The 6475-nt window shown below is 45.0% G+C and carries 6 protein-coding genes; 4 read left to right on the top strand and 2 right to left on the bottom strand.

What is annotated here, in order from left to right; genetic code table 11:
* Nucleotides 1–266: 266 nt before the first annotated feature.
* A complete protein-coding gene (locus ACUNWA_RS09495) occupies nucleotides 267–1517 on the bottom strand; it encodes an ABC transporter permease (RefSeq protein ID WP_445591662.1) in 1251 nt (416 codons plus the stop codon).
* 171 nt (nucleotides 1518–1688) lie between these two features.
* Nucleotides 1689–2681 (bottom strand): lysylphosphatidylglycerol synthase transmembrane domain-containing protein, encoded by a 993-nt coding sequence (locus ACUNWA_RS09490; RefSeq protein ID WP_445591661.1) that lies wholly within the window; start codon nucleotides 2679–2681, stop codon nucleotides 1689–1691.
* A 196-nt stretch (nucleotides 2682–2877) separates the two neighbouring features.
* On the opposite strand from ACUNWA_RS09490, the gene rsmA reads away from it, so the two are divergent.
* The 4 genes from rsmA (at nucleotide 2878) to rimK (ending at nucleotide 6471) form a co-directional block, all read left to right on the top strand.
* Nucleotides 2878–3654, top strand: a complete 777-nt coding sequence (rsmA, locus tag ACUNWA_RS09485; protein WP_445591660.1) for a 16S rRNA (adenine(1518)-N(6)/adenine(1519)-N(6))-dimethyltransferase RsmA — start codon at nucleotides 2878–2880, stop codon at nucleotides 3652–3654.
* Nucleotides 3655–3664: 10 nt separating this feature from the next.
* Nucleotides 3665–5023: a magnesium transporter gene (mgtE, locus tag ACUNWA_RS09480; protein ID WP_445591659.1), complete on the top strand. Its 1359-nt coding sequence runs from the start codon at nucleotides 3665–3667 to the stop codon at nucleotides 5021–5023.
* A gap of 3 nt (nucleotides 5024–5026) precedes the next feature.
* A complete protein-coding gene (locus ACUNWA_RS09475) occupies nucleotides 5027–5482 on the top strand; it encodes an ATP-dependent zinc protease family protein (protein ID WP_445591658.1) in 456 nt (151 codons plus the stop codon).
* A 116-nt stretch (nucleotides 5483–5598) separates the two neighbouring features.
* Nucleotides 5599–6471 (top strand): 30S ribosomal protein S6--L-glutamate ligase, encoded by an 873-nt coding sequence (rimK, locus tag ACUNWA_RS09470; protein ID WP_445591657.1) that lies wholly within the window; start codon nucleotides 5599–5601, stop codon nucleotides 6469–6471.
* The last annotated feature ends 4 nt before the right edge of the window (nucleotides 6472–6475 follow it).

The raw sequence follows: 6475 nt of genomic DNA, 5'->3' as shown, positions 1-6475 counted from the left end.
TAGTGGTTGGATTCCCTACTCTTCTCGAAGGGAAGATGTCCCGGGAACCGTGACGGATGGGTTAAGAGAATCGAGAAAACAGACAGAACGCACGAGGGCACGAAGGCGCGAACTCACGCACAATCTGAAAATCTGAGCATCTGAATATCCGAAAATCAATCTTTATGACCATCACTGACAAAATTTTCAACCACTGAGTAACCAGGAGTAATTCACAGAGCGACACAGAGCAAAAAAGCAACTGACAACCGACAACCAATTCCCCCCTAATCGAAGCGGATGGTTTTTTCGGGTGCAATGCGGCTGACAAAGTAGGAAGGGCCCAGCAACATGAAAATGGTAATTCCCAGCGCGCCAATATTCAGCAAGAGCAAATGCAGAATGGAAATATTCACCGGCACGGTATCGACATAATAAGACGTTGGGTCGAGGTGGATGATTTCAAAATAATGCTGCAAAAGCGCGAGGATCAAGCCCAGCACATTGCCCCACAGCAACCCTTCGCCAATCAGGAAAGCCGAAAAGTACAGAAATATTTTCCGGACATTGACATTGGCTGCTCCCAGCGATTTCAAAATCCCAATCATCTGGGTACGTTCCAAAATAATCACCAGCAGGCCCGAAACCATGTTAAAGCCGGCCACCAGTACCATCAGCACCAAAATGATCCACACATTCATGTCGAGCAAGTTGAGCCAGTCGAAAATATGGGGAAACTTGCGTTTGATGTTAATCACGCGCAGCAGCGAGTCGTCATCGGCCAGGTTGGCTAAAACCAGGTTGCGCACCTCATACTCCAGCTCATCCACTTCGTCCAGGTCGTTGACAAAAATTTCGTAACCACTAATTTCATCCTCATCCCACGAATTCAGACTTTGGAGATGTCGGATGTCGATCAGCATAAACATCTCATCGAACTCTTCAAGCCCTGTCCGGTAAATTCCACCAACCTCAAACTGGCGGATACGGGGTGTGCGCTCTTTTTCATTCAGGAAATACATGCGAAATGAATCGCCCAGTTGCAGCTTCAGCAAATTCGAAATTTGCTCCGAAATCCATACTTGATTGGTTCGCAGCGAATCCAGCACCAGACGCTTGCCCGCCACCCGGTTATGGTCGAAAAAGTTCCAGTCAAAATCGGAGCCAATGCCTTTCAGCACCATACCCTGAATAGCGTCCTCAGTACGAATCATGCCAGGCTTGGTGATAAACTGCTGCACATGCTTCACCTCGGGCATGGCTTTTAGCTCATCCAAAAAAGGCTGGGCTTGCTTGATCGATTCGGTCTGATAAGATAAGTTACTGTCGTAGTTAACCACCTGAAGGTGCGCGGCAAAGCCATTCACTTTATCTTCAATTTCGCGCTGAAACCCAGTTACAATACCGACGGCCAAAACCATAACCATCATCCCCAGGCTAATACCTGCCACGGCCAGCCGAACAATGCGCCGCGACATTCTTTGGGTCTTATCTTTGGATGAAAATAACCGACGTGCTATAAATAACTCTGTATTCATGAAATATAAGCTTCACCTAAATTTTGGAGACGAATAATTTTAACCACAAACGCACCAGTGCTTTTTTAATGTAAGCAATGCTAATCCCCAAAATTAAAAAGAAGTACGAAGCTGGCAACCTTCAAACCAAACTAATCCGTCGATTAACACCCCAACAAGAGGATAACCTTATTATGCGATAGCTTCCCGCCGGTTGATAAAAGGCAGAATTAGCAAGGAAATCAATCCGAGAATAATCATCATGCCCATCATGGATGTGTGGGCCAGCAGGGCGAAAACCATGCCGTCAGCCTTGTCAATGCCATAAACCATCAGGACTTGCATAACCATAAAATGCCAGGCGCCAATGCCTCCCTGAACCGGAGCCACCATACCATAGCTTCCCAGAACAAAAGTGGTCAGTCCGGCAATAGCCGACAAGTGCGAAGTAAAGTCGAATGAAAAGAAAATCACATACAACATCAAGTAATACATCACCCAGATAAAAACCGAATGTACCAGAAAGGCCCATTTGTTTTTCATGCCTTTAAACGAGCGTAAGCCCTCCGAAAAATTACTGAGAATAACTCTGACCTTTCCTAAGGCTTTCGTGTGCAACAGCCGCCGGCGAAAAAACACAAGCGATGTCACAATAGCTGCAATAATCAAAACCGCCCAGGGCGAAAATGCAATATTTGACAATTGTGCCTTTACTTCAGGATTGTTATCCAAAAACTGAATCACCTGTCCAAACTGCCCGATGATGATGGTGAGTGTTAACAACAGCAGCATAATGACATCGATAATCCGCTCGACCACCACGGTGCCGATCAGCTGAGTAAACGACATATTCTCGTAGCGGGACAACACCCCACAACGCGAAATCTCGCCCATCCGCGGAAGAACAAGATTCATTAAATAACCAACCATCACCGCCAGAAAGGTGTTTAAGGTACGTGGCGTTTTGCCTAGAGGCTCAATCATCAGGTTCCAGCGTATGGTCCGGCTAACATGGCTTAACAGCCCCAAGACCAGAGACAGCAGAACCCACCAATAATTGACATCATTTTTTAGGATAGATTTCAATCGTTCAACATCCTGATCTTTATATACCAGCCAAAATAAAAGAGCTCCTACTGCTAGAAAGGCAAGAAATTTAAGGCTTTTTGTGATTTTTGAATTCAAAGCAAACTTGTTAATTACTGAAATTACGCTAATTTTAAGATCGATTTTAGCGACACTTCATATTTTTATTAAGTACTTTATTACATTTGCACGCCTTGAAAAAGGCAAGTTTCGCAGACAAAAATAGATATTTGTTTTAATTCACCTCGCTTTTTAACAACATATCTAACATCCACAAAACACGAGAACAAGTACAATGGCCAACGTCAGAGCAAAAAAAAATCTGGGACAACATTTCTTAACCGACAAGAATATTGCCCACAAAATAGTTGATAGCCTGCAAGCTGAGAAGCTTAACCAGGTATTGGAGATTGGCCCGGGTATGGGCGTTCTCACCCAATTTTTATTACAAAAAGAATCGTATCAAACAACCGTTGTTGAAATTGACCGGGAATCGGTTGCCTACCTTCAAGAACATTATCCGGAACTGGAAGACCGGATTCTTTCCAAAGATTTTTTGAAGATGAACCTGAACGAACACTTCAGTGACCCCTTTGCCATTATTGGCAATTTCCCCTACAACATTTCATCACAAATATTTTTCAAGGTTTTAGAATATCGCGATCAAATACCCGAAGTGGTGGGCATGATCCAAAAAGAAGTGGCCGAACGGTTGGCAACCGGACCGGGCAGTAAAGCCTATGGTATCCTGAGTGTGTTCCTTCAGGCTTTTTACGACATCGAATACCTGTTTACCGTCCACGAAAATGTCTTTAACCCTCCCCCAAAAGTCAAATCCGGAGTCATCCGCCTGCGCCGCAATGCCACCCAAAAGCTGGACTGCAATGAAAAATTATTCTTCCAGCTGGTGAAAGCTGGCTTCAACCAGCGACGCAAGACCCTCCGCAACTCCGTCAAAGCATTTATCAGAGATGACGAATTAAAACATGATCCGCTGTTTTCTAAACGTCCCGAGCAGTTATCTGTTAATGACTTTGAACGTTTAACCCGGCTGATCGAAAATCAGCCCTAAAAACAGCTGCATGCAATTTGAACTCAACAGAGAATATATCGATGAGCTGAAAATTCTTATCGAAAGTGAATCAAAAGAAGCTATTTCAGAAAAACTGGAAGGCTTCCACGCCACGGATATTGCCGACCTGATGGACGAGCTGACCATGGACGAGGCCAAATACCTCTACCTACTGCTCGACCCCGAAAAAGCATCGGATGTCATGGTGGAGATCCCCGAAAATGAACGCCGAAAATTCCTACGAATCCTTCCCCCGGAATTAATCGCTCACCAATTCATTGAATACATGGATTCGGATGATGCCGCAGACGTGGTTCGCGACCTGGAAGATGACATGAAGGAAGCTGTTCTTCAGGAAATGAAGGATAAAGAGCAGGCTGGCGACATTGCCGACCTGCTGGAGTACGACGAAGAATCGGCGGGTGGACTGATGGCCAAAGAGCTCATTAAAGTTAACGAGAATTGGACCGTTCAAACTTCGCTCAAGGAAATATCGAGACAAGCAGAAGATATTGATGAAATATATTACGTGTATGTGGTAGACGATGGCGATTTTCTGAAAGGAATCTTATCGCTGAAAAGGCTGATTTTAAACCCTACCAACTCCAAAATTAAAAACCTGGTTGAAGACGAAATCCATTACGTAAAAACAGATGCCTCACAAGAAGAGGTAGCACAAGCGATGGAACGTTTCGACCTGGTAGCCATTCCGGTCGTTGACCACATTGGTCGGTTAAAAGGACGCATTACCATTGACGACGTAGTAGACGTGATTAGGGAAGAGGCCGAGAAAGATTACCAGATGGTTTCGGGTATTACCGGCGATGTGGAATCGGGTGACCGGGTTTGGAACCTGACACGCGCACGACTTCCGTGGTTGCTGATCGGACTTCTGGGAGGTATTATGGGAGCCCGGGTGTTGGGAGCCAATGAAACGGCACTCGCCCAAATTCAGGGGATTGCCTTCTTTATTCCGCTGATTGCGGCGATGGCCGGAAATGTCGGGGTTCAATCGTCCTCCATTGTGGTGCAAACCATTGCAAGCGGTGCGCGCGATTTCGATTCCTTTGGAAAAAAACTATTGAAAGAACTGGCTGTGGGAATGATTACCGCGTTGGTATTCTCGACCCTGATCTTTTGTTACAATTTTTTCTTTGGCGAAAGCCTGAAATTAACCTGGGCCGTAAGTATTTCGCTATTCATGGTTATTGTTTTTGCCTCGCTCTTTGGAACAACCATCCCCCTGGCACTTAACAAACTAAAAATAGACCCGGCACTAGCCACAGGACCTTTTATTACCACGATGAACGATATCCTCGGACTCATGTTATATATGATGGTTGCCAAAATGTTTTTCAACATTATTTAAGCAATGACGCTTTCAAGAATACTCATAGGACGTGAAGATGTCGCTGACTTCCCCCTCTTAAAATTAGAAGGGGTTGAAGTAAAATCGGACACAGGAGCCTATACATCCAGCTTTCATTGCCACAACATAGAGCTTATCTATGTTGACGGAAAAGAAAAACTAAAATGTCATTTCCTCGACCCTCAACACGATAAATACCATGACAAAGAGTTTATTTTTGACAGCTTCTCGCTAAAGAAAGTAAAGAGTTCAAATGGACTGCTCGAAGAACGATTCAGCATTTCAACAGAAATGAAGTTGTTCAACCAGGTGTTTCCCATCGAGCTTACGCTAACAGAGCGAGGAGCCATGAAATTCCCGGTGCTACTGGGGCGCAAGTTTCTTTCAAAACGATTTATTGTCGACAGCTCACTACGAAATTTATCCTTGAGAGGAAAAATAAAAACCATAACCTTTTAAAAAGAAGGTAGGAATCAAACGGAAATTCAAATTTGCCCAACACCAAAAAACAAACCGGCAGGTTTACATTTCATCGAAAGTTCCATACATTGTAACTTAATATTAAAACAGAACGGATGAAAATTGTTGTTTTATCACGAAATCCAAATCTTTACTCTACAACACGCTTAATCGAAGCCGGCCAGCAACGTGGACATGAAATGCTCACCGTCGACCACTCCAAGTGCGACCTGGTAATCGAAAAGAAAAAGCCCGCGGTATATTACAAAGGTCAGAAACTGGAAGATGTTGACGCGGTCATTCCCCGCATTGGCGCCTCAGTTACCTTCTTCGGCACAGCCGTAGTTCGCCAGTTCGAAATGATGAAAGTATTTACCGCCATCGAATCGCAGGCCTTAGTCCGTTCGCGCGACAAACTGCGAAGCCTGCAAATATTAAGCCGCGCCGGACTCGGACTACCCAAAACCGTTTTCACCAACTACTCACGTAATGTGAAAGACATCATCAAGAATGTTGGTGGAACTCCGGTCGTTATCAAGGTTCTTGAAGGAACACAGGGACTGGGCGTTGTGCTGGCCGAAACAGACAATGCTGCAGAATCGGTTCTCGAAGCGTTTAACGGATTAAAAGCACGTGTAATTGTTCAGGAATACATCAAGGAATCCAAAGGATCAGACGTTCGGGCCTTTGTTGTTGATGGGGTTGTTGTTGGCGCCATGAAACGCCAGGGCAAAAAAGGCGAATTCCGCTCCAACCTGCACCGGGGAGGCACAGCCGAAATAATTGAACTGACAGAAGACGAAGAAAATGCAGCACTAAAAGCCGCCCGGGTTATGGGTCTAGGCGTAGCTGGTGTCGATATCTTGCAATCAAATCACGGACCACTGATCCTTGAAGTCAACTCATCGCCGGGACTGGAAGGAATTGAATCAGCCACCGGAACAGATATTGCGAGGAACATCATTCGCTATGTTGAACGCAACGTTTAAACGC

Source organism: Sunxiuqinia sp. sy24 (assembly GCF_052677165.1).
The sequence above is the reverse complement of the archived record's forward strand: the minus strand, read 5'-3'. Positions and strand labels throughout refer to the sequence as shown.